Here is a 22,845-nt window from a genome sequence, read left to right as displayed (position 1 = left end):
GGATGCGGATGTTCGAGGAAGAAAACGCGCAGTGGGGGCTGGTGCATGCCCTGGTGCTGGACGGAAAAGGTGGCGCGCGCGCGATTGCCCGGACTGACCTCGACGATCTGCAGCTGCAGGCCCATGAGAGCCTGTGGCTGCATTGGGATCGCAGCCATCCGCAAACCCAGACCTGGCTGCGCAAATCCAGCGGCCTGAATGAATTTGCCTGCGACCTGCTGCTGGAAGAAAACACTCGACCGCGCCTGTTGCCGTTGCCGGACGCCGAGCTGCTGCTGTTTCTGCGCGGGGTCAATCTCAATCCCGGTGCCGAACCGGAAGACATGGTCTCGGTGCGGATTTTTGCTTCGGCGCAACGGGTCATCTCTCTGCGTTTGCGTCCGCTGCGCGCCACCGATGAACTGTTGGCGCTGTTGAGCGAAGGCAAAGGCCCGAAAACCTCCTCTGAACTGATCCTGTATCTGGCGCAATTCCTCACCAACAAGGTGCAGGATCTGGTCACGTGCCTGTCGGAACTGGTCGATGAAGAGGAAGAAAAACTGGATGCCGACGAACGGTATACCCCCGAGCATGGCTCGATTCTGCACATCCGGCGCAGGGCGGCCGGACTGAAGCGTTTTCTGGCACCGCAGCGGGACATTTTCGGACAGCTCACGCGGATAAAACTGCCGTGGTTCGTCGACGATGACGCCGACTACTGGAACGAATTGAACAACAGCCTGACGCGCTACCTCGAAGAGCTGGAATTGACCCGAGAGCGCATGGGGCTTGTGCTGGAGGCTGAAGACCGGCGTTTGAACGTGCGCATGAATCGCACGATGTACCGCTTCGGCATCATCACCTGCATTTTTTTGCCGATGAGTTTTCTCACCGGCCTGTTGGGCATCAACGTGGGCGGGATTCCGTTCTCGAGCAGCCCCTATGGTTTCCTGATTGCCTGTCTGACGGTGCTGGCGATGGCCTGCGGTCAATGGTGGTTATTCCGCCGTTTGCGCTGGGTGTGAATATGCAACATGTGACCCGACCAAATTTGCCCGCGTCTTTCACAGACATCACGAGAGGTGCGTATGCACGATCCGTTTGAACAGTCTTTGCGCGACATGCTCAACGCCTCGCCGTCCAGCCGTGACGACGACGCATGCCTGGGTCGCGTACTCAAAACCGCCAACCGCCAGGTGGGCGCCGGTGATCTGTTCAGCCTGCTGGGCCGCTGGCTGCCCGCGCTGATGATCGCCCTGAATAACGGATCGGCCCACGTTTCGCCGGTTTCCCGTCTTCGTAAAACTACTGCACGCACTGCTGATAAGGCTGATTGAATATGGAACTTGATCTCTGGACTCAGAGCCTCGTCACTGCAATGACTGCGTTGTGGACCAAAGTCGCCAATTTCATCCCGAACCTGTTCGGCGCACTGGTGGTGCTGCTGTTGGGTTTCGTGGTGGCCAAGCTGCTCGATACCTTGCTCTCCAAATTGCTCGCCAAACTGGGCCTCGATCGCCTGATGGGCGGCACCGGTCTGACCAAGTTGATGTCGCGGGCCGGCCTGCAAGTGCCGATCTCGACCTTGATCGGCAAGATCGTCTACTGGTTCGTTCTGCTGATTTTTCTGGTTTCTGCAGCAGAGTCCCTTGGACTTGAGCGAGTTTCAGCTACGCTGGACATGCTGGCGTTGTATTTGCCGAAAGTTTTCGGCGCCGCGCTGGTGTTGCTGGTCGGTGTTTTGCTCGCGCAATTGGCCAACGGCCTGGTGCGCGGAGCGGCAGAAGGCGTAGGGCTGGACTACGCTTCAGGTTTGGGTCGAATTGCACAGGGGCTGGTGATCATCATCAGCATCTCGGTCGCGATCAGTCAGCTCGAGGTCAAGACTGACCTGCTGAACCATGTGATCGTCATCGTATTGATTACCGTTGGTCTGGCCGTTGCGCTGGCCATGGGTTTGGGAAGCCGGGAAATTGCCGGTCAGATTCTTGCGGGAATCTATGTGCGTGAGTTGTATCAGGTTGGGCAACAAGTGCGTGTTGGCGAGGTCGAAGGCCAGATCGAAGAGATCGGCACGGTTAAAACCACATTGCTGACCGATGAGGGTGAGCTAGTCTCACTTTCCAATCGGATCCTGCTGGAACAGCATGTGAGTAGCCGCTAACCCGGCAAACCCTGCTAATGTATGCCGCCGCAAAATGCCCTGAGAGGGGTGCGGCGGACATTGACCTGACTGTCGGCACGACTTGTTTTGAATAAAGCCCAAACGCTATCCACGCGCTATGACCCCCGTGAGCTCTCTGATGAGGAGTTGGTCGCGCGCTCGCATACCGAGCTGTTTCACGTGACGCGCGCCTATGAAGAGCTGATGCGGCGTTACCAGCGAACATTATTTAACGTTTGTGCGAGATATCTTGGGAACGATCGCGACGCAGACGATGTCTGTCAGGAAGTGATGCTTAAGGTGCTGTACGGCCTGAAGAACTTCGAGGGGAAATCGAAGTTCAAAACCTGGCTCTACAGCATCACGTATAACGAATGCATCACGCAGTATCGGAAGGAACGGCGAAAGCGTCGCTTGATGGACGCCTTGAGTCTGGACCCGCTGGAAGAAGCGTCGGAAGAAAAGGCGCCGAAACCCGAGGAGAAGGGCGGACTCGATCGCTGGCTGGTGTATGTGAACCCGATTGACCGTGAAATTCTGGTGCTACGATTTGTCGCAGAGCTTGAATTTCAGGAGATCGCAGACATCATGCACATGGGTTTGAGTGCGACAAAAATGCGGTACAAACGTGCTCTAGACAAATTGCGTGAGAAATTTGCAGGCATTGCTGAAACTTAGTTCAGCGCAAATATCTCTTACGTGTAGGCAAGTTCTGATAGACTTGCCGCCGAGTTGTCCCCCGGTTTGCGGGACTGCTTCACAATCACCAGATGGGGATTTAACGGATGAAACTGAAAAACACCTTGGGCTTGGCCATTGGTTCTCTTATTGCCGCTACTTCGTTCGGCGCATTGGCACAAGGCCAAGGCGCAGTTGAAGGCGAGATCAACTACAAGAAGCAGTACAACGACAGTGTTGATCACGTCGAAGACGGCTTCAACCCAGGCGCCAAAATCGGTTACTTCCTGACCGACGACGTCTCGATCAACTTCGGCTGGGATCGTAACAACCACACCCGTTCGAACGACGGTACCGGCAGCCAGAAACTGCGCGGTGACAACTTCGGTCTGACCGCTCAATACCACTTCAACAACGCTGGCGACGCTCTGCGTCCTTACGTTGAAGGTGGCGTTAAGCACGGCAACCTGACCAACGTAGCTGCTGACGGCCACACCGGTCGCGACCAGTCGACTTTCCTGACTGCTGGCGCTGGCGTTAAGTACTACTTCGCCGAAAACTTCTTCGCCCGTGCTGGCGTAGAAGCTGACTACAAACTGGACAACGGCCGTTGGGACTACGCTCCATCGGTTGGTCTGGGTGTGAACTTCGGTGGCGGCGGCAAGCCAGCTGCTGCTCCAGTTCCAGCTCCGGCTGAAGTCTGCTCCGACAGCGACAACGATGGCGTTTGCGACAACGTTGACAAGTGCCCGGACACCCCAGCCAACGTAACTGTTGACGCTGATGGCTGCCCAGCAGTTGCTGAAGTTGTTCGTGTAGAGCTGGACGTGAAGTTCGACTTCGACAAGTCGGTCGTCAAGCCAAACAGCTACGCTGACATCAAGAACCTGGCTGACTTCATGAAGCAGTACCCAGCCACTCACACCACTGTTGAAGGTCACACTGACTCCGTCGGTCCTGACGCTTACAACCAGAAACTGTCCGAGCGTCGTGCAAACGCCGTCAAGCAGGTTCTGACCCAGCAGTACGGTGTTGAGTCGTCCCGCGTTCAGTCGATCGGCTACGGCGAATCCCGCCCAGTTGCTGACAACAAAACTGAAGCTGGCCGTGCTGTTAACCGTCGCGTAGAAGCGCAGGTTGAAGCTCAAGCTAAGTAATTAGCTGCCGCTACGAGAAAAGCCCGGCTCAGGCCGGGCTTTTCTTTGCCTGCGATTTGAGCAACTGGGCATTGGCGCCTCGCGCCCGGGACCGTTGGCCGGCTATAATCGCCGCCTCTTTTCGCCGCCCGAGTCATCGCCGCCCATGTACACCCTGGCCCGTCAGCTGTTGTTCAAACTTTCCCCGGAAACCTCCCACGACCTGTCGCTGGATCTGATCGGCGCGGGTGGGCGTTTGGGCCTCAACGGCATGCTGTGCAAGAAGCCGGCGAATGTGCCGGTGGCGGTCATGGGCCTGGACTTCCCGAACCCGGTGGGTCTGGCGGCCGGTCTGGACAAGAACGGCGCGGCCATCGACGGTTTCTCGCAACTGGGTTTCGGTTTTGTCGAAATCGGCACCGTCACCCCGCGTCCGCAACCGGGCAACCCGAAACCACGGATCTTCCGTCTGCCGGAAGCCGAGGCGATCATCAACCGCATGGGCTTCAACAACCTCGGTGTGGATAACCTGCTGGCGCGGGTCGCTGCAGCCAAATACAAGGGCGTGCTGGGGATCAACATCGGCAAGAACTTCGACACCCCGGTCGAACGCGCGGTGGATGACTACCTGATCTGCCTGGACAAGGTCTACGCTCACGCCAGTTATGTCACGGTCAACGTCAGCTCGCCGAACACCCCGGGCCTGCGCAGCCTGCAGTTCGGTGATTCGCTCAAGCAATTGCTGGCCGACCTCGCCACGCGTCGCGCCGAACTCGCTCTGCGCCACGGCAAGCACGTACCGCTGGCGATCAAGATCGCTCCGGACATGACCGACGAAGAAACCGCGCAAGTGGCTCAGGCGCTGATCGAAACCGGGATGGACGCGGTGATCGCCACCAACACCACCTTGAGCCGGGTCGGCGTCGAAGGCATGGAGCACGGTGACGAGGCGGGCGGTCTGTCCGGCGCTCCGGTGCGTGAGAAGAGCACGCATACCGTGAAAGTGTTGGCGGGTGAATTGGGTGGTCGCTTGCCGATCATTGCGGCTGGTGGCATCACCGAAGGCAAGCATGCAGCGGAGAAGATCACGGCGGGTGCGAGCCTGGTGCAGATTTACTCGGGCTTCATCTATAAGGGCCCGGCGCTGATTCGTGAATCGGTAGACGCGATTGCCGCGCTGCGCTGAGGTTTTTTGAGGGCTTCTGTGGCGAGGGAGCTTGCTCCCGCTGGGTTGCGAAGCAAACCCAAGTTTTTCAGGTATAGCGAGGATTCAGGATTTACGACTGCTGCGCAGCCGAGCGGGAGCAAGCTCCCTCGCCACAGGGGATTGCATTTTCGGGCATAAAAAAGGGCTCCTCGAAGGAGCCCCTGGGCCGTAGCCCGCCGTCCGGGAAGGACGTGCATGGTAAGTCGCTAAAAATTCAGATTGTCGTGTTGCAATAAGTGCCCTGTGTCAGCCGACGGCGTGAAGTTCGTTGAGTCTGTGGATCCCCGCAGTGCCGGTCATACCGTCCCAGTTGTCGCCGCGTCCTTCTCGCCAGCCGTTGATCCAGGCTTGACGTACCGACGGTAGAGTAAATGGGCAAAGCTCGCGGGATTTGCCACCAACGCCATATTGATATCCGCGCAAAAATGCTCTTTCCAACGGATCACGCTTAAGTCTTCTCATAGGGTGTTTCCCTCACTTGTTGACTGTTTGTGTCGCGTCGACCTCAACCGAGGTCCTGGCAGAAAAACTCTGCCGTGGTGCGGCTCGCTGCCGGCGTGGCGAGCCAAGGTGTTGACGCCGTTGCGACGTCAACCTGTGGTCAGTTCTAACCAATGAGTCACACCGAGGGAATGATCGTTTTGTCATAAGGACGTAACGAAAATAGTGCTACAGCCATAAGTAACGACCGGTTTCATGAACTTTTTTTCAGCAAACCCCGGTATGATCGGCCCCGCACTGGATGATGGGGTTAATCCTTTAGTGAGAATGACCCACGTTTACGCTGGGGTAATATTCGACGAAGGGTTGTTTTGAGTCATTTTGTTTCATCAACTTTAATAACTGTCCTTGCATCTAAGCTCTTTTAACCCGAGCAGCGGGGATGGAACGGCACACCTTCGTGCCACGCGGGCGCTCTTTTAGAAAAGCGCCTGATTGAAAACCGGATCGGCAATGCGTTGCCGGTTCACTAGCCAAAGGCTCTGGAAATACCATGTCCGACCGTTTCGAACTCTTCCTCACTTGCCCCAAAGGCCTTGAAGGCCTGCTCATCGAGGAAGCCGTCGGGCTTGGCCTTGAAGACGCCCGCGAGCACACTTCCGCCGTGCGTGGCATGGCGACCATGGAAACCGCTTATCGCCTGTGCCTGTGGTCGCGTCTGGCCAACCGGGTATTGCTGGTGCTCAAGCGCTTCCCGATGAAAGACGCCGAAGACCTGTACCACGGCGTGCTCGATGTCGAGTGGCAGGACCACATGCTCGCCGATGGCACTCTGGCCGTTGAATTCAGCGGCCACGGCTCGGGCATCGACAACACCCACTTCGGCGCGCTGAAAGTCAAAGACGCCATCGTCGACAAACTGCGTACCCCGCAGGGCGACCGTCCAAGCATCGACAAGCTCAACCCGGACCTGCGCATTCACCTGCGTCTGGATCGCGGCGAAGCGATCCTGTCCCTCGACCTTTCCGGCCACAGCCTGCACCAGCGTGGCTACCGCCTGCAGCAGGGCGCGGCACCGCTGAAGGAAAACCTCGCGGCAGCGATCCTGATCCGTTCCGGCTGGCCGCGCATTGCGGCCGAAGGCGGCGCGCTGGCTGACCCGATGTGCGGCGTCGGCACCTTCCTGGTCGAAGCGGGGATGATCGCCGCCGACATGGCGCCGAACCTGCGTCGCGAGCAGTGGGGCTTCACCGCCTGGCTGGGTCACGTTCCGGCGCTGTGGAAAAAGCTCCATGAAGAAGCGGTTGAACGTGCCGCTGCCGGTCTGGCCAAGCCACCGCTGTGGATTCGCGGTTACGAAGCCGACCCGCGCCTGATTCAACCGGGCCGCAACAACGTCGAGCGTGCCGGTCTGAGCGAGTGGATCAAGATCTATCAGGGCGAAGTCGCGACTTTCGAGCCGCGCCCGGACCAGAACCAGAAAGGTCTGGTGATCTGCAACCCGCCGTACGGCGAGCGTCTGGGCGACGAAGCCAGCCTGCTGTACCTCTATCAGAACCTTGGCGAGCGTCTGCGTCAGGCCTGCCTGAACTGGGAAGCGGCGGTGTTCACCGGTGCGCCGGATCTGGGCAAGCGCATGGGTATTCGCAGCCACAAACAGTATTCGTTCTGGAACGGCGCGCTGCCGTGCAAACTGCTGCTGATCAAGGTGCTGCCGGACCAGTTCGTCACCGGCGAACGGCGTACCCCGGAACAGCGTCAGGCCGAGCGTGAGCAAGCGGCCTACGATCAGGCGCCGAACGAGCCGCAAGAGCGCAAGTTCAACAAAAACGGCAACCCGATCAAACCGACGCCAGCCCCGGCGCCAGTGATCGAGCAGCCGCGCCTGAGCGAAGGCGGGCAGATGTTTGCCAACCGCCTGCAGAAAAACCTCAAGGCGATGGGCAAGTGGGTCAAGCGCGAGGGCATCGACTGCTACCGCGTCTACGATGCCGACATGCCGGAATACGCCATGGCCATCGACCTGTATCACGATTGGGTGCACGTGCAGGAATACGCCGCGCCGAAGTCGATCGATCCGGAAAAGGCCTCGGCGCGCATGTTCGACGCCCTGGCGGCGATCCCGCAGGCGCTGAACGTCGACAAGAGCCGCGTGGTGGTCAAACGCCGCGAGCGTCAGAGCGGCACCAAGCAATACGAGCGTCAGGCGGCGCAGGGCAAGTTCAATGAGGTCAGCGAAGGCGGCGTCAAGCTGCTGGTGAACCTCACCGACTACCTCGATACCGGACTGTTCCTCGACCACCGGCCAATGCGCATGCGCATTCAGAAAGAGGCCGCCGGCAAGCGCTTCCTCAATCTGTTCTGCTACACCGCGACCGCCAGCGTGCACGCGGCCAAGGGCGGTGCGCGCAGCACCACCAGCGTCGATCTGTCGAAGACTTATCTGGACTGGGCGCGGCGCAATCTGTCGCTGAACGGCTTCTCCGACAAGAACCGTCTGGAGCAGGGCGACGTGATGGCGTGGCTGGAAAGCAGCCGCGACGAGTACGACCTGATCTTCATCGACCCGCCGACCTTCTCCAACTCCAAGCGCATGGAAGGCATCTTCGACGTGCAGCGTGATCAGGTGCAGTTGATCGACTTGGCCATGGCGCGCCTGGCGCCGGGGGGCGTGCTGTATTTCTCCAACAACTTCCGCAAGTTCCAGTTGGAGGAGAACCTGGCCGAGCGTTACGCGGTCGAGGAAATCAGCGCGCAGACCATCGATCCGGATTTTGCGCGTAACACCAAGATTCACCGCGCCTGGAAAATCACGGCTCGTTGACGCTCGAGCGGGTTGGATCCACAGAGCCTTGATTTTTAAAGGCTCTTGGATCCGATCAGCGCTAGCCAAATTAATGGCTAATAGCTATAACTCAACTCATGGCCAATGGGGTTTCCCCCCGAAACAATGGCGTCGTGAGTTGCCCCTATGTCGTTGCACCCCGTGCGCCCAAAGATTCTGGGTTTTATCAGCGAAGACGTCTCGGCCTGGCTGGTCGCGCTGCTGGTATTGCTCGCCGGCGGGATTCTCACGGGGCTGCTCGCCTGGGCCACCCTCAATCAGTTTCACCATCAACTGCGCCAACGCTTCCAGCTGCTGGCCAATGAGCGTTACAGCCGCATCGAAGAACGTTTCCAGGATCAGGAACAGCGTCTCGACGGCCTGCGCCGTTTCTTCGCCAACTCCGATTCGGTCTCGCGCAGCGAATTCGACGGCTATGCCAAACCGCTTCTATTACGCACCCAGGCCTATTCCTATGCGCCGCGGGCCAGCCGTGCCGAACGCCCGGCGGTCGAACAGGCCGTGCGTAACGAAGGTTTCAGCACCTTCACCTTTCGTGAACTGAACGCTGACGACCAGTTGCAGACCGCCGCTGATCGCCCCGAATACGTACCGGTGATCTACACCCAGAGCCTCAGCCGCTTGCCCGCGCCGCTGGGTTACGACTTGCTGGCGCAACCGCTGCGCCGGGCGACGCTGGAGCGCGCCGACCGCAGCGGGCACATGGTGGTGTCGCAGCCATTGCATCTGGTGGGGATTGATCCGGCGTATGCCCGGGGCGTCTTGCTGCTGGCGCCCGTCACCCGTGAAAAGGCACCGAAAGGGCCGCCGCAAGGCTATGTGATGGCAGTGATCAGCATGCAGCAGTTGCTGGCCGATGGACTGCCGGAGGAGCACCAGGATTTCCTCAACGTACGCATTCTCGACCTGTCCACCGACGATCAGCATGAAGTGCTTTACGAGTCGGCCAACAAAGCGGGGGCCAGTGATCTGTCGGCTACGCAGTTGTTGCGCATGGCCGACCATGACTATCAAGTGGACATTCAGCCCAGCGAAGCGTTTCTGCAGGCCAACCATTCGTCGATCAGCAGCCTGGTGGTGCTGGGTGCGCTGCTGAGCCTGTTGCTCAGCGCACTGCTTTACGTGCTGGTCAGTCAACGCCAGCGCGCCTTGCGCATGGTCGAACTGCGCACCCAGGAACTGCACGCCCGCGAGCAGGAATTGCGCGGCACCCACGGCCAATTGCGGGGCGTGCTGAATGCCGCGACCCAAGTGGCAATCATTGCCACCGACCTGCGCGGGGTGATCAACACCTTCAACCCCGGCGCCGAACAGATGCTTGGTTACAGCAGCGCCGATGTGGTCGGCCACATGACCCTGGAAAACCTGCATCTGCCGCGAGAACTGGCCGCGCGTTCGGCGGAGTTGAGCGCGCGTTACGGCAAGAGCATTCCGACCTGCCACGCGATGCTGGTGGAGGGCGGCGAGGTCGGTGGTCACGAAGCACGCGAGTGGACGCTGGTGCGCAGCGACGGCAGTCATCTGCCGGTAAACATGCTTGCCACCCCGGTGCTCGATGAGCAGGGTTTGTGGGTCGGGCATCTGGCGATCTGCATCGACATCACCGAGCGCAAGCGCGTGCACGAAGCGCTGGCGGCGCGGGATGTGTTGCTCAAGAAACTCAGCGCTCACGTGCCCGGTGGCATTTACCAATTCAAGATGGAATTCGACGGGCGCTTCAGCGTGATCTACGCCAGCGACGGTATCCGCGAGATCTACGAGCTGGAGCCGGACGTGCTGCTGCTCAATGCCGAGGCGATTTTCACCCGTATCCATCCACAAGACGTCTCGCGAGTGCGCAGCTCGATCCGCGCCTCGGCGGACAATCTCAGCCCATGGCGCGAGGAGTACCGAGTGCAGTTGCCCGAGCGTGGCCTGCGCTGGGTGCGCGGCGAGGCGACGCCCGAAGAGCTGCCGGGCGGCGGCGTGCTGTGGCACGGCTACATCTCGGACATTTCCGATCTGAAGCGGGTGGAAGAGGAGCTGCGGGCGCTGTCGGTGACTGACTCGCTGACCGGCATCCACAACCGCCGCTACTTCCAGGAACGCCTGACCACCGAAATGGCCCGGGTCGAGCGCGGCGGCGGCGAGCTGTCAGTGATCATGCTCGATATCGACCACTTCAAGCGGATCAACGATCAGTACGGCCATGCCGTGGGCGACCGGGTGCTGCAGGCGGTGTGCGAGCGCATCGGCCATCGTTTGCGGCGTACCGATGTGTTCTGTCGTCTGGGCGGCGAAGAGTTCATGGTGCTGTGCCCGGACATCGACGGCGAGCACGCGTACATCCTGGCGGTGGAGTTGTGGCAAGGCCTGCGCAGTGCGCCGGTGGATGTGGTCGGGGTGGTGACGGCCAGTTTCGGCATCGCCAGCTGGCGCCCGGGGGAGGGCGCGGATGCGCTGCTGCTGCGGGCGGATTCGGGGGTGTATGCGGCGAAGCAGGGCGGGCGTGATCGGGTGGAGCAGATGAGCTGATCAGATCTGACAAGTGAGCCGCGTGAGCCCTTGTGGCGAGGGAGCTTGCTCCCGCTTGAGTGCGTAGCGCTCACAAAATCATTGGGGCCGCTGCGCAGCCCAGCGGGAGCAAGCTCCCTCGCCACAGAGAGTTGCTTCCACAGGTTTAAGGGTGGCTTACAGCGCTGAAGCGGTCTGCGGCAGGCGCGGCTGCTTGTACAGATCCAGCAGCACCTGATCCAGCACCGACGACGCACCGAACGGGGCCTTGTCGTTGAGGATCGCCACCACCGCCCAGGTGTTGCCGTTGACGTCGCGGCTGAAGCCGGCGATCGCGCGCACGGTGTTCAGGGTGCCGGTCTTGACGTGGGCTTCGCCGCGCATCGCGGTGGTCTTCAGGCGTTTGCGCATGGTGCCGTCGGTGCCGGCAATCGGCAGCGAACTGATGTATTCGGCGGCGTACGGGCTGTGCCAGGCGGCTTGCAGCATGTTGGCCATCTCGCGGGCGCTGACGCGTTCGGCGCGGGACAGCCCGGAGCCGTTCTCCATCACCAGGTGCGGCGCGGTGATGCCTTTCTTCGCCAGCCACTGGCGGACTACGCGTTGTGCGGCCTTGGCGTCGTCACCGTCGGCTTCGTTGCGGTACTTCTGGCCAAGGCTCAGGAACAGCTGCTGGGCCATGGTGTTGTTACTGTATTTGTTGATGTCGCGGATGATTTCCGCCAGATCCGGCGAGTAGGCGCGGGCCAGCAGCTTGGCGCTGCTCGGGGTCGCGGCGAGGCGATCCTTGCCCTGGATGCTGCCGCCCAGTTCTTTCCAAATCGCGCGCACGGCGCCGGCGGTGTAGGTCGCGTGGTCGAGCAGCGACAGATAAGTCTGCGAGCTGCAGCCATCGCCCAACTGACCGGCGACGGTCACGGTCACGCTGCCATCCGCCTGGGTCACCGGGTTGTAGCGCACGCCACCGGTGCACTGTTTGGAGTTGAGCGCCTTGACCGTGTTTTCGATGCGCACGCTGGCAATCGGCGGCTCCACCGAGATCAGCACCCGGCCACCGTCATTGCGCGCGACGAAGCGCAGGGCCTTGAGGTTGACCAGCAGCGAGTCGGGTTTGACCAGGAACGGCTTGTTCTCGTCATTGCCGTCGTCGTTGAACTCGGGCAGTTGCGGCTGGATGAAGAAGCTGCGGTCGAGAATCAGGTCGCCGGTGACCTGGGTCACGCCGTTGGCGCGCAGGTCGCGCATCAGCAGCCAGAGTTTCTCCATGTTCAGCTTCGGATCGCCGCCACCCTTGAGGTACAGGTTGCCGTTGAGGATGCCGCCACTCAGATCGCCGTCGGTGTAGAACTCGGTTTTCCACTGATGGTTGGGGCCGAGCATTTCCAGCGAGGCGTAGGTGGTGACCAGTTTCATAGTCGAGGCCGGGTTGACCGAGACGTCGGCGTTGTACACGGTCGGGTTACCCGGGCCGTCGAGCGGAATCATCACCAGCGACAGCGCAGTCGGCTGCAGCTTGCTGGCCTTGAGGGCTTTTTCGACGTTAGGGGTGAGGGCGGTATTGATAGTGGCCGCAGAAACCGGCAGGGCCAGAGGCAGAAGAAGGCCGGCGAGAAACAGTGGACGCAACGATTTGATCATCTGAAATAAAACCCTGCACAAGAGGGGGAAAATAACGAAGGCATGGATGAAAAAGCCCTCAGTGGTCATGAAAGTGTCGGCATTATGCCCCAAGGTGTAACAGCTTGTGCCTTGCCCGGGGCGGCCATTTGGTTATTTTTTTTACGGGCGGTCGCCATCGCGCCCAGAGAGTCGGGCAATTGACCGCTTAAACTGGTAAAGTGCCGGCCGTTATTACTTAAGAGGATTGTTCCAATGGCGACTAACCGTTCCCAGCGTCTGCGCAAAAAACTGTGCGTTGATGAATTCCAAGAGCTGGGTTTCGAACTGAACCTGGACTTCAAAGAAGACTTGTCCGAAGAAGCCATTGACGCTTTCCTCGAAGCATTCATCAAAGAAGCCATGGAAGCCAACGGTCTGGGTTATGTTGGCGGCGATGACTTCGGTCTGGTTTGCCTGCAGAAGCGTGGCTCGGTCAACGAAGAGCAGCGCGCTGCCGTTGAAGCCTGGCTGAAAAACCGTAGCGAACTGACCGGCATGACCGTCAGCCCGCTGCTGGACGTCTGGTATCCGGAAAAGCCGATCAACGCGGCCAAGTGATACTGAAAAAAACGGCGACCTGAGGGTCGCCGTTTTTTTATGCCTGGGCTTTACGCCAATTCAAAATCAGTAGCGTCAGAACCCCCGCCACAATCCCCCAGAACGCCGAACCAATGGAAAACAGCGTCAACCCCGACGCCGTGACCATAAAAGTAATCAACGCCGCCTCACGCTCCTTCACCTCGGTCATGGCAATGCTCAGCCCATTGATGATCGAGCCGAACAGCGCCAGTGCGGCAATCGACAGCACCAGTTCCTTCGGAAGCGCCGCGAACAACGCCGCCAGTGTGGCGCCGAACACCCCGGCAATCCCGTAGAAAATTCCGCACCAGACCGCGGCGGTGTAACGCTTGTTGCGATCCTCATGGGCGTGTGGCCCGGTGCAGATCGCTGCGCTGATGGCTGCCAGGTTGATGCCATGGGAGCCGAATGGCGCCAGCAACAGCGAGGCGATGCCGGTGGTGGTGATCAGTGGCGAGGCCGGGACGTGGTAGCCGTCGGCGCGCAGCACGGCGATGCCGGGCATGTTCTGCGAGGTCATCGCCACCACGAACAGCGGGATGCCAATGCTGATGGTCGCCGCCAGCGAGAAGTGCGGCGTGGTCCACACCGGCGTTGCCACTTCCAGATGAAAACCGCTGAAATCAAGCAGGCCCATGAAGCCCGACAGCGCGGTGCCGATCAGCAGCGCGGCAAGCACCGCGTAACGCGGTGACAGGCGTTTGACCAGCAGGTAAGTGAAGAACATCCCCAGCACCAGCCCGGTGCGATGCTGCGCGGCGACGAAAATTTCGCTGCCGATCTTGAACAGAATCCCCGCCAGCAACGCCGCCGCCAGCGACGCCGGGATTTTTTTCACCAGGCGTTCGAAGCTGCCGGTCAGGCCGCAAATGGTCACCAGCACTGCGCAGGTGATGTAGGCGCCGATGGCCTCGCCGTAGCTGACGCCGCCCAGACTGGTGATCAGCAGGGCCGCGCCGGGTGTCGACCAGGCAATGGTGATCGGCGTGCGATAGCGCAGCGACAGACCGATCGAGCACACCGCCATGCCGATCGAGATCGCCCAGATCCACGAAGAAATCTGCCCGCTGCTCAGGCCCGCCGCTTGCCCGGCCTGAAACATCAGCACCAGGGAACTGGTGTAGCCGGTCATCATCGCAATGAAACCGGCGACGATCGCCGAAGGCGAAGTGTCGGCGAGGGGGCGCAGGCGAGTGTAGGTGGCGTCGTTCATGACGGCGGTGTTCCTTCTTATGGAAAGCAGTAAATCCAGCAGGTCTGTGTGCGTGCCCGGTTGTTTGTGGCGAGGGAGCTTGCTCCCGCTGGGCAGCGAAGCTGTCCCAATATGGGCGACGCGGTATTTCAATCCACTTGCGTCGCCTGGGTTTACGACTGCTGCGCAGCCGAGCGGGAGCAAGCTCCCTCGCCACAATGTTGAGTACGGCGGCGGTTTTGGTGTTTAAGCCTAAACTCAATCGTAACGGATCGTTGCAATACAGCCGTGGTCACAAACAGCCATACAGTCGTGTTGCCACCATCCATTGTGTACAATCGCGCTGTTTTTTACGCGATACTTGCCAGCGACCTACTGTGCCGTATTACAGTCACGGTCTATTCGCCGCAGTTCTCCCGACTCGAGTGCCCATGAACGAACAGTTGCAACCCCTCAAGAAACAACCGCGAGCAGGCAAAGCCGGCCGCAGCGGAACCCAGGACGATATTGTCTACGCGCATATCTTCGAGGCGATCCTCGAACAGCGTCTGGCGCCCGGCACCAAGTTGAGCGAAGAAGCGCTGGGGGAAATCTTCGGGGTCAGCCGCACCATCATTCGCCGTGCGCTGTCGCGTCTGGCCCATGAAGGCGTGGTGCTGTTGCGACCGAACCGTGGCGCCGTGGTCGCCAGCCCGAGCGTTGAAGAAGCGCGTCAGGTGTTCATGGCCCGGCGTCTGGTGGAGCGCGCGATCACCGAACTGGCCGTGCAGCACGCCACCGCCGAGCAGATCGCCGAACTGCGGCAGATGGTCAACGACGAGCGCGACAGTTTCTCCCGTGGTGATCGCGGTGCCGGTATCCGTCTGTCGGGCGAATTCCACCTGAAACTGGCGGAAGCGGCGAAAAACGCGCCACTGATCAGCTTCCAGCGCAGCCTGGTGTCGCAGACCTCGCTGATCATCGCCCAGTACGAAAGCGGCAACCGCTCGCATTGCTCTTACGACGAACACACCCAGTTGATCGACGCCATCGAAGCGCGCAACGGTGAACTGGCCGTGGACCTGATGATGCATCACATGGATCACATCGACAGCAAGCTCAACCTCGATGAGGAAAGTGCGTCGGATGATCTGCATGCGGTGTTCTCGCATTTGTTGCAGACCAAGAAGCCTGGGCGTCCAAGCGCCAAGCTCTAAAGTAGACCGAGTTGCCCCAATCGCTGGCAAGCCAGCTCCCACAGGGATTTGTGGGGTTCACCGAATCTGCGATACACCGAGAAACCTGTGGGAGCTGGCTTGCCAGCGATAGCAATCTGACAGGCAACAAAAATCCCCCAGGCTGAAAAGCGCTGGGGGATTTTTTTATGCCTCGGAAAAACTCAGCGCTGATGCACCAAAGCCCCCGCCGCATACGTCTGCTGCACCGTGCGGTCATCGCCCAGCGTCATCAGCACAAACAACGTTTCGGCAATGTTGTTGGCCTGTTTCAGACGATAGCTGAGCAGTGGCGTGGCGTTGTAGTCCAGCACCAGGAAGTCCGCATCGGAACCCGGTTGCAGGTTGCCGATCCTGTCTTCCAGACGCAGCGCCCGCGCACCGCCGAGGGTCGCCAGGTACAGCGACTTGAACGGACTCAACCGCGCGCCCTGCAACTGCATGACTTTGTAGGCTTCGTTCAGGGTTTGCAGCAGCGAGAAACTGGTGCCACCGCCGACGTCAGTGCCGAGACCGACGTTGAGCTTGTGCTTCTCGGCCATCGGCAGGTTGAACAGGCCGCTGCCGAGGAAGAAGTTCGAGGTCGGGCAGAACGAGATCGCCGAGCCGGTTTCCGCCAGACGCGCGCACTCGTCATCGCACAGGTGCACGCCGTGGGCGAACACCGAGCGCTCGCCGAGCAACTGGTAGTGATCGTAAACGTCCAGATAGCCCTTGCGCTCCGGGAACAGCTCCTTGACCCACTCGATTTCCTTGAGGTTTTCGCTGATGTGGGTCTGCATGTACAGATCCGGGTATTCGGTCAGCAGTTGGCCGGCGAGGGTCAACTGCTCCGGGGTGCTGGTCGGGGCGAAGCGCGGGGTCACCGCGTAGTGCAGGCGGCCCTTGCCGTGCCAGCGTTCGATCAGCGCCTTGCTCTCGACGTAGCTCGATTCGGCGGTGTCAGTCAGATAGTCCGGCGCGTTGCGGTCCATCATCACCTTGCCGGCGATCATCCGCAGGTCGAGCTTCTCGGCGGCCTCGAAGAACGAATTCACCGATTGCGGGTGCACGCTACCGAACACCAGCGCGGTGGTGGTGCCGTTGCGCAGCAGTTCCTTGATGAAAATATCCGCCACTTCATCGGCGTGGGCCTTGTCACCGAACTGGCTTTCGCACGGGAAGGTGTAGGTGTTGAGCCAGTCCAGCAGTTGCTCGCCGTAGGCCCCGACCATGCCGGTTTGCGGCAGGTGGATGTGGGTGTCGATGAAGCCCGGGGTGATCAGCGCGTCCTGGTAGTGGGTGATCTCGATGTCCGCCGGCAGGGTCGGCAGCAGTTCGCTGGCGTGGCCGAGGGCGCTGATCTTGCCGCCATCGACCACCAGCAGGCCATCTTCGAAATATTCGTAGGAGGCTTCGATCCCGACTTCGGCGGGGTCGGCGATGCTGTGCAGGATGGCGGCGCGGTAGGCTTTGCGAGTCAGAGGCATGAGGGTTCTCTAATCAGTTTGAGGCTTTGAGTGTGGCGGCCTGACTGCGCCGGGAAACCGGCAGCAGTCTGGCAATCGGTTCGGCGCTGGCGCTGTGCTGGCCGAAATTGGCGTTATAGGTGGCGATGATTTCGCCGGCGATGGAGATGGCGATTTCCACAGGCAGTTTGCCTTTGACTTCGCCAATGCCCATCGGGCAGCGCATGCGTTGCACGACGCCGCTGTCGAAACCGCGATCACGCAGGCGATGTTCGAACTTGGCCCGTTTGGTCTTCGAACCGATCAGGCCGAAGTAAGCGAAGTCGTTGCGCTTGAGGATCGCGGCAGTGAGTTCCAGGTCGAGCTGATGATTGTGGGTCATGACGATGCAGTAGCTGCCGGCGGGCAAGTCGTCGATTTCATCCACAGGCTCTTCGGCGACGATTTTACGCACGCCGTGGGGGATCTGTTCGGGGAATTCCTCCTCCCGCGAATCGATCCAGCGTACTCGGCACGGCAGGCTGGCGAGCAGCGGCACCAGCGCGCGGCCGACATGCCCGGCGCCGAACACGGCGATCTGCGCCTGCACCTGGCCCATCGGTTCGAACAGCAACACCGTGGCGCCACCGCAGCACTGGCCGAGGCTGGCGCCGAGGCTGAAGCGCTCCAGATGGGTGTCCTGCTTGCCGCTGGCGAGCATGTCGCGGGCGATCTGCATGGCCTTGTATTCCAGATGCCCGCCACCGATGGTGTCGAAGGTCTGTTTCGCGCTGACGACCATTTTCGAGCCGGCATTGCGCGGGGTCGAGCCGAGTTCTTCGATGATCGTCACCAGAACGCAGGGTTCGCCCTGGTTCTGCAGGTCGGCGAGGGCGTCGATCCAGTTGTACATGTTCACCTCGACATCTTCGTTGTCTGTTCGGGCCTCATCGCTGGCAAGCCAGCTCCCACAGGTTTTGTGGTGTACCGCAAATCCTGAAATCACCACAGATCACTGTGGGAGCTGGCTTGCCAGCGATAAGCCGCACCTCGGTCCTAGAGCGGAGCCAACTCGGTTTCAGCTTCGACCGCTTTCACAGTCTTCAGCTGACGCATCTGCTCACACCCCCACAACACCCGCTCCGGGGTCGCCGGTGCATCGATCTTCGGCTGATGCTTGTAGTCGCCAAGGCTGGCCACCGCGTCCTTGATCGCACACCACGACGCAATCCCGAGCATGAACGGCGGCTCGCCCACGGCCTTGGAATGGAACACCGTGTCTTCCGGGTTCTTGCGGTTTTCCACCAGCTTCACCCGCAGGTCCAGCGGCATGTCCGCCACCGCCGGGATCTTGTAGCTGGCCGGGCCGTTGGTCATCAGCTTGCCCTTGTTGTTCCAGACCAGCTCTTCCATGGTCAGCCAGCCCATGCCCTGAATGAAACCACCCTCGACCTGACCGATGTCGATCGCCGGGTTCAGCGAGGCGCCGACGTCGTGGAGGATGTCGGTGCGCAGCATCTTGTACTCGCCGGTGAGGGTGTCGACGATCACCTCGCAGCACGCCGCGCCGAAGGCGAAGTAATAGAACGGCCGACCCCGGGCCTGGCTGCGGTCGTAGTAGATTTTCGGGGTCTTGTAGAAACCGGTGCTCGACAGCGAGACCTGATTGAAATACGCCAGTTGAATCAGCGCTTCGAAGGTCATGATGTGGTCACGCACGCGCACATGACCGTTGTGGAATTCCACGTCTTCTTCGCTGACCTTGTAGTGCCGCGCGGCGAATTCCACCAGACGCTGCTTGATGATCTCGGCAGCGTTCTGCGCGGCCTTGCCGTTGAGGTCGGCGCCGCTGGAGGCCGCCGTCGGCGAGGTGTTCGGCACCTTGTCGGTGTTGGTCGCGGTGATCTGTACCCGATCCATTTCCACCTGGAACACTTCGGCCACCACTTGCGCGACCTTGGTGTTGAGGCCCTGGCCCATTTCCGTGCCGCCGTGGTTGAGGTGGATGCTGCCGTCGGTGTAGACATGCACCAGCGCGCCGGCCTGATTGAGGAAACTGGCGGTGAAGGAAATGCCGAATTTCACCGGGGTCAGCGCCAGGCCTTTTTTCAGGATCGGGCTGTTGGCGTTGTAGCGACGGATCGCTTCGCGGCGTTCGGCGTATTGGCTGCTTGCTTCCAGTTCGGCGGTCATCTCTTCGAGCATGTTGTGCTCGACGGTCTGGTAGTAGTGAGTGACGTTGCGCTCGGTCTTGCCATAGTAGTTGGCCTTGCGCACGGCCAGCGGATCGAGATTGAGGTGGCGGGCAATCGCGTCCATCACTTCTTCGATGGCGACCATTCCTTGCGGGCCGCCGAAACCCCGGTAAGCGGTGTTCGACGCGGTGTTGGTCTTGCAGCGGTGACCGTTGATGGTCGCGTCACCGAGGTAGTACGAGTTGTCCGAGTGAAACATCGCCCGGTCAACGATCGACGCCGACAGGTCCGGCGAACAGCCGCAGTTGCCGGCCAGGTCCATGGCGATCCCGTGCAGACGTCCGCTGCTGTCGAAGCCGACGTCGTATTCGACATAGAACGGGTGGCGCTTGCCGGTCATCAGCATGTCTTCGACCCGTGGCAGACGCATTTTGGTCGGCTGACCGGTGAGGTGCGCGACCACCGCGCACAGGCACGCCGGGCTGGCGGCCTGGGTTTCCTTACCGCCGAAACCACCACCCATGCGGCGCATGTCGACGACGATCTTGTTCATCGACACGTCGAGCACTTCGGCCACCAGTTTCTGTACTTCGGTGGGGTTCTGCGTCGAGCAATAGACGATCATGCCGCCGTCTTCGGTGGGCATCACCGAGGAGATCTGCGTCTCCAGATAGAAGTGTTCCTGGCCGCCGATGTGCAGCGTGCCTTGAATGCGGTGTTCAGCGGTCGCCAACGCCGAGGCCGAATCGCCACGTTGGTGGGTGTGGCTGTCGAGCACGAAGTGGCGTTTGCGCAGGGCTTCGACGACGTCGAGCACCGGTTCCAGATCTTCGTATTCGATGATCGCGGCCATGGCGGCCTTGCGCGCGGTTTCCAAGTCCTTGGCGGCCACGGCGAGTACCGGTTGCCCGACGAATTGCACGTCGTCGATGGCCAGCAGCGGATCGCCCGGCAGCAGCGGGCCGATGTCTTTCAGGCCCGGCACGTCTTCGTGGGTGATCGCAATGCGCACGCCTTCGAAGGCGTAGCAGGGCTTGGTGTCGATGCTGATGATTTTCGCGTGGGCGCGGTCCGACAGCCGTGCGTAAACGTGCAACTGATTGGGGAATTCCAGGCGATCATCGATGTACTGCGCTTCACCGGACACATGCTTGGCGGCGCTGTCGTGCTTGACGCTGCGGCCGACGCCGGTGGTCAGGTCCCTGGCGAACAGTTCCGCCAGTTCAGCTTGAGTCTTCTCTACGGCGTGATGGTTAGACATAAGCGGTCACCCGAGTCTCGATGTGCGGTGTTTGCAGTTCGATGAAGTATTTGCGCAGCAGGTTCTGCGCACTGAGCAGGCGATATTCCTTGCTGGCGCGGAAGTCCGAGAGCGGCGTGAAGTCTTCGGCCAGTGCTGCGCAGGCGCGTTCGACCACGGCGCTGTTGAACGGTTGGCCGAGCAGCACGGCTTCGCAGTGGGCGGCGCGTTTCGGGATCGCGGCCATGCCGCCGAATGCCATGCGCGCGTCGCTGATCACGCCGTTTTCCACGCGCAGATTGAAGGCGGCGCAGACGGCAGAGATGTCATCGTCCAGACGCTTGGAGACCTTGTAGGCGCGGAAACGCTGTTCGGCGGTGGCGCGGGGGACGATGATCTTCTCGATGAACTCGCTTTCCTGACGGGCGGTGACCTTGTAGTCAATGAAATAATCTTCCAGGTTCAGCGTGCGCCGAGTTTCGCCCTTGCACAGTACGACCTGCGCGCCGAGGGCGATCAGCAACGGTGGCGAATCACCGATCGGCGAGGCGTTGCCGATGTTGCCGCCGAGGGTGCCCTGGTTGCGGATCTGCAGCGAGGCGAAGCGGTGCAGCAGTTCGCCGAAGTCCGGGTACTCTGCAGTCAGCGCTTCGTAGCAGTCGGAGAGGGCGGTGGCGGCACCGATTTCGATACGGTCGTCGAAGCTTTCGATGCGCTTCATCTCGGCGACGTTGCCGACGTAGATCATCACCGGCAGGGTGCGGTGGAACTGGGTGACTTCCAGCGCCAGATCGGTGCCGCCGGCCAGCAGCCGCGCTTGTGGGTAAGCGTCGTAAAGGTCGGCCAGATCGGCGACGGTCAGCGGCACCAGGCAGCGCTTGTCGCCGCTGTTGAGTTCGCCGATATCGGTCGGGGCGATGGCTTTGAGGCGGGCGATGGTCTCGGCTTCGCGGGCATCGAACTGATCGGGTTGCTTGCCGCAGCAGGATTGCTCGGCGGCGGCGAGGATCGGCCGGTAACCGGTGCAGCGGCAGAGGTTGCCGGCCAGCGCTTCGTGCGCCTTGGCGTGATCCGGTGCATCGCTGTTCTTTTGCAGGGCGAACAGCGACATGACGAAACCGGGGGTGCAGAAACCGCATTGCGAGCCGTGGCACTCGACCATGGCCTTCTGCACGCTGTGCAATTCGCCTTGGTGCTTGAGGTCCTCGACGCTGATCAGTTGTTTGCCGTGCAGCGACGACACAAAGGTCAGGCACGAATTGAGGCTGCGATAGCGAATGTGTTCGCGGCCGTTGTCATCCGTTTGCAACTCGCCGACCACCACGGTGCAGGCGCCACAGTCGCCGCTGGCGCAACCTTCTTTGGTGCCGGACTTGCCCACGTGTTCGCGCAGGTAATTGAGCACGGTCAGATTCGGGTCCAGGGCGTGCTCGCTACGGAGTTCCTGGTTAAGTAAAAACTGGATCACGGAAGGCCTCGCAGACTCATTATTGTTGTTAACCGACTTGAGCCGAATTTAGCAGGTCTGACTTTTCGGTCAATGGTTTTCTGACTTAAAGGTCAGGAAAAGCGGTTTTGTCGATTAACGCGTGCTCTATTGAGTATTGACCCTGAGCGGATCCACTGCTTTTTTTGCTTGAATCGTGCCAAAAACCGCGCTGCGGGCACTCCGCCATGACCGTGCATTTGCGCTACACTGCGCCGCTTGTGCAGATCGAAGAGTTTGAAGGACAACCATGACGTTCAAGGCGCCGGACAGCCTCGCCGAGCAAATCGCTCACCACCTCGCCGAACGCATCATTCGTGGCGAAATGAAGCCGGGAGAGCGCATCCAGGAACAGAAGGTCACGCTGGCCCTCAATGTCAGCCGCGGATCGGTCCGCGAAGCCCTGCTGATCCTCGAACGCCGCCACCTGATCGCGATCCTGCCGCGACGGGGCGCCCATGTCACCGAACTCACCGCGCACAAGGTGCAGAGCCTGTGCACGCTGATGAGCGAGCTGTACATCCTGCTCGGCAACGCGGTCGCCAATGGCTGGCAGACCCAGGCCGACATGGCGCCGTTCGTGCAGATCCAGCAGCGCCTGACCGCCAGCTATGAGCGTCAGGACATCCGCACCTTCGTCGACGACAGCTTCGCCGTGATGCGCGCCGCGTACCCGTTCGCCAACAACCCGTACCTGCAAGAGACCGTCGAGAACCTGCAGCCGGCCATGAGCCGTGCGTATTTCCTCGCCCTCGAACAGCGCAAGGCCGAAATGAGCGAGTTCCTCGAACTGTTCGAGCGCCTGCTGGCCGCTGTGCTCGCCCGTGATTTGCCGCAGATCCGCATCGTGCTGACGGCTTACGCCCAGCGCAGCTGCGATCTGGTGGTCTCCGCCCTGACGGTTGCCTGA

18 protein-coding genes are annotated in these 22,845 nt (G+C 60.6%); 11 read left to right on the top strand and 7 right to left on the bottom strand.

Annotation, left to right across the window (positions count from 1 at the left end; genetic code table 11):
• Positions 1-8 precede the first annotated feature (8 nt).
• The 6 genes from ACU680_RS14665 (at position 9) to ACU680_RS14640 (ending at position 5,143) form a co-directional block, all read left to right on the top strand.
• Complete coding sequence (locus ACU680_RS14665) at positions 9-1,004, top strand: zinc transporter ZntB (RefSeq protein ID WP_448179815.1); 996 nt, start codon at positions 9-11, stop codon at positions 1,002-1,004.
• Between the two features lie 63 nt (positions 1,005-1,067).
• Complete coding sequence (locus ACU680_RS14660) at positions 1,068-1,316, top strand: hypothetical protein (protein ID WP_003223293.1); 249 nt, start codon at positions 1,068-1,070, stop codon at positions 1,314-1,316.
• A 2-nt stretch (positions 1,317-1,318) separates the two neighbouring features.
• Positions 1,319-2,143, top strand: a complete 825-nt coding sequence (locus tag ACU680_RS14655; RefSeq protein WP_007916401.1) for a mechanosensitive ion channel family protein — start codon at positions 1,319-1,321, stop codon at positions 2,141-2,143.
• Positions 2,144-2,230: 87 nt separating this feature from the next.
• A complete protein-coding gene (sigX, locus tag ACU680_RS14650; protein WP_011333251.1) occupies positions 2,231-2,821 on the top strand; it encodes an RNA polymerase sigma factor SigX in 591 nt (196 codons plus the stop codon).
• A 107-nt stretch (positions 2,822-2,928) separates the two neighbouring features.
• Positions 2,929-3,978: an OmpA family protein gene (locus tag ACU680_RS14645; protein ID WP_007960920.1), complete on the top strand. Its 1,050-nt coding sequence runs from the start codon at positions 2,929-2,931 to the stop codon at positions 3,976-3,978.
• A 145-nt stretch (positions 3,979-4,123) separates the two neighbouring features.
• Entirely contained in the window at positions 4,124-5,143 is a 1,020-nt protein-coding gene (locus ACU680_RS14640) for a quinone-dependent dihydroorotate dehydrogenase (protein WP_400761840.1), read from the top strand.
• Positions 5,144-5,410: 267 nt separating this feature from the next.
• On the opposite strand, the gene rmf is transcribed toward ACU680_RS14640, so the two are convergent.
• On the bottom strand, positions 5,411-5,626 hold the full coding sequence (gene rmf, locus ACU680_RS14635; protein WP_003223300.1) for a ribosome modulation factor: 216 nt from the start codon (positions 5,624-5,626) through the stop codon (positions 5,411-5,413).
• 532 nt (positions 5,627-6,158) lie between these two features.
• Here rmf and rlmKL point away from each other — a divergent pair.
• The gene (rlmKL, locus tag ACU680_RS14630) at positions 6,159-8,429 is read left to right on the top strand and encodes a bifunctional 23S rRNA (guanine(2069)-N(7))-methyltransferase RlmK/23S rRNA (guanine(2445)-N(2))-methyltransferase RlmL (RefSeq protein WP_448179814.1); all 2,271 of its coding nucleotides are present in this window, start codon (positions 6,159-6,161) and stop codon (positions 8,427-8,429) included.
• Positions 8,430-8,576: 147 nt separating this feature from the next.
• A complete protein-coding gene (locus ACU680_RS14625; protein ID WP_448179813.1) occupies positions 8,577-10,964 on the top strand; it encodes a sensor domain-containing diguanylate cyclase in 2,388 nt (795 codons plus the stop codon).
• 156 nt (positions 10,965-11,120) lie between these two features.
• On the opposite strand, the gene dacB is transcribed toward ACU680_RS14625, so the two are convergent.
• On the bottom strand, positions 11,121-12,581 hold the full coding sequence (dacB, locus tag ACU680_RS14620; protein WP_448179812.1) for a D-alanyl-D-alanine carboxypeptidase/D-alanyl-D-alanine endopeptidase: 1,461 nt from the start codon (positions 12,579-12,581) through the stop codon (positions 11,121-11,123).
• A gap of 234 nt (positions 12,582-12,815) precedes the next feature.
• Here dacB and ACU680_RS14615 point away from each other — a divergent pair, with 234 nt between their 5' ends.
• Entirely contained in the window at positions 12,816-13,160 is a 345-nt protein-coding gene (locus tag ACU680_RS14615; protein WP_003223308.1) for a YggL family protein, read from the top strand.
• Between the two features lie 37 nt (positions 13,161-13,197).
• Here ACU680_RS14615 and ACU680_RS14610 read toward each other — a convergent pair whose 3' ends face one another.
• Positions 13,198-14,394: a benzoate/H(+) symporter BenE family transporter gene (locus ACU680_RS14610; RefSeq protein ID WP_448179811.1), complete on the bottom strand. Its 1,197-nt coding sequence runs from the start codon at positions 14,392-14,394 to the stop codon at positions 13,198-13,200.
• 410 nt (positions 14,395-14,804) lie between these two features.
• On the opposite strand from ACU680_RS14610, the gene ACU680_RS14605 reads away from it, so the two are divergent.
• Positions 14,805-15,569 carry a GntR family transcriptional regulator gene (locus ACU680_RS14605; protein WP_083366480.1) on the top strand — a complete coding sequence of 255 codons (765 nt, stop codon included), beginning with the start codon at positions 14,805-14,807 and terminating at the stop codon, positions 15,567-15,569.
• 182 nt (positions 15,570-15,751) lie between these two features.
• On the opposite strand, the gene guaD is transcribed toward ACU680_RS14605, so the two are convergent.
• From guaD to xdhA, 4 genes are all read right to left on the bottom strand, one after another.
• Positions 15,752-17,056: a guanine deaminase gene (gene guaD, locus ACU680_RS14600; RefSeq protein ID WP_448179810.1), complete on the bottom strand. Its 1,305-nt coding sequence runs from the start codon at positions 17,054-17,056 to the stop codon at positions 15,752-15,754.
• A gap of 13 nt (positions 17,057-17,069) precedes the next feature.
• Positions 17,070-17,927, bottom strand: coding sequence for a xanthine dehydrogenase accessory protein XdhC (xdhC, locus tag ACU680_RS14595; protein ID WP_448179809.1), 858 nt, complete (start codon positions 17,925-17,927; stop codon positions 17,070-17,072).
• A gap of 143 nt (positions 17,928-18,070) precedes the next feature.
• Positions 18,071-20,470: a xanthine dehydrogenase molybdopterin binding subunit gene (gene xdhB / locus ACU680_RS14590; RefSeq protein WP_448179808.1), complete on the bottom strand. Its 2,400-nt coding sequence runs from the start codon at positions 20,468-20,470 to the stop codon at positions 18,071-18,073.
• Positions 20,463-21,917, bottom strand: coding sequence for a xanthine dehydrogenase small subunit (xdhA, locus tag ACU680_RS14585; protein WP_448179807.1), 1,455 nt, complete (start codon positions 21,915-21,917; stop codon positions 20,463-20,465). The genes xdhB and xdhA overlap by 8 nt, the downstream gene beginning before the upstream one ends.
• 268 nt (positions 21,918-22,185) lie before the next feature.
• On the opposite strand from xdhA, the gene ACU680_RS14580 reads away from it, so the two are divergent.
• Positions 22,186-22,845: a GntR family transcriptional regulator gene (locus ACU680_RS14580; protein ID WP_007961062.1), complete on the top strand. Its 660-nt coding sequence runs from the start codon at positions 22,186-22,188 to the stop codon at positions 22,843-22,845.

The sequence above is a fragment of the Pseudomonas sp. LF020 genome, assembly GCF_053456425.1.
The sequence above is the reverse complement of the archived record's forward strand: the minus strand, read 5'-3'. Positions and strand labels throughout refer to the sequence as shown.